This is a genomic window from Bradyrhizobium sp. Mp19, from assembly GCF_029952935.1.
GTDB lineage: Bacteria > Pseudomonadota > Alphaproteobacteria > Rhizobiales > Xanthobacteraceae > Bradyrhizobium > Bradyrhizobium elkanii.
The window spans coordinates 1-962 of sequence record NZ_JASAUT010000176.1; the positions used below are offsets into that span (position 1 = coordinate 1).

Annotated in this window: 1 protein-coding gene; it reads left to right on the forward strand. The window is 59.1% G+C overall.

The genetic code is table 11. From position 1 onward, the window contains the following. The coding region (locus QJT82_RS45440; RefSeq protein WP_281446733.1) for a reverse transcriptase domain-containing protein at nt 1–821 on the forward strand (821 nt) is incomplete at its 5' end. Nucleotides 822–962 lie beyond the last annotated feature (141 nt).

The window sequence follows — 962 nt, forward strand, 5'->3', positions numbered from 1 at the left end:
TACGCGACTATTTCACGTCGATTCCACACGGGCCGCTGATGCGAAGCCTGACACGGCGGATCGCCGACGGACGACTTCTCTCGACTATCAAAGGCTGGTTGACGGCTCCGGTGGTCGAACGAAGCGGAAGACGGACGATACGGACGGCAGATGCGCGAAAGTTTAAGAAAGGGACCCCGCAGGGCTCTCCTCTGAGTCCATTGCTGGCGAACATTTACTTCCGACGCTTTCTGCTGGCTTGGCGCGACCACGGGCACCAGGAACAACTCGATGCCTACGTCGTCAACTATGCCGACGATTTCGTGATCTGCTGCCGCCCCGGGCAAGCCGAGGCGGCGATGAAGCGAATGACGGTACTGATGAATAGGATCGGGTTGGAGGTGAACGAGACCAAGACCCGCATCGCACGGTTGCCGACGGAGCGATTCACGTTCCTCGGCTACACGATCGGGCGGTTCTACGGAAAGGGCGGACAAGCCTTCATCGGCACGCGTCCGTCCAAGAAAGCGGTCTTGAGATTGCTCCGACGAATCCACGAACGCACGACGCCACAGTGGTACCCGGACACACCGGAGAACACCGTCATCGTTATCAGCCGCCTTCTTCGCGGCTGGTGCGGCTACTTCGACCAAGGACCTGTCATGAAGACGTATGACTTCATCAGGCAATACGTCGATCGGCGTCTGCGGCACTGGTTAATGCGACGAGCCGGAGGACGTGGCAGGGGCTTCGAGCAGTATCCGCAGGATTACCTGCACAATACGCTCAAGCTCTTCCGCATCCCGAGCCGTCGTACTGACCGATCGAGCGCGAAGGTCTGAGGAGATAAGTGAAAGCCGGGTGCGGCAAATCTGCATGCCCGGTTTGATGAGCGACGACTGGAAACGGAACTATGGTGCGAACTGCGACACCGGCGAAGGCGAAAGCCGCCGGAAACAGTAAAGCCTCGCGACCTACGGTCA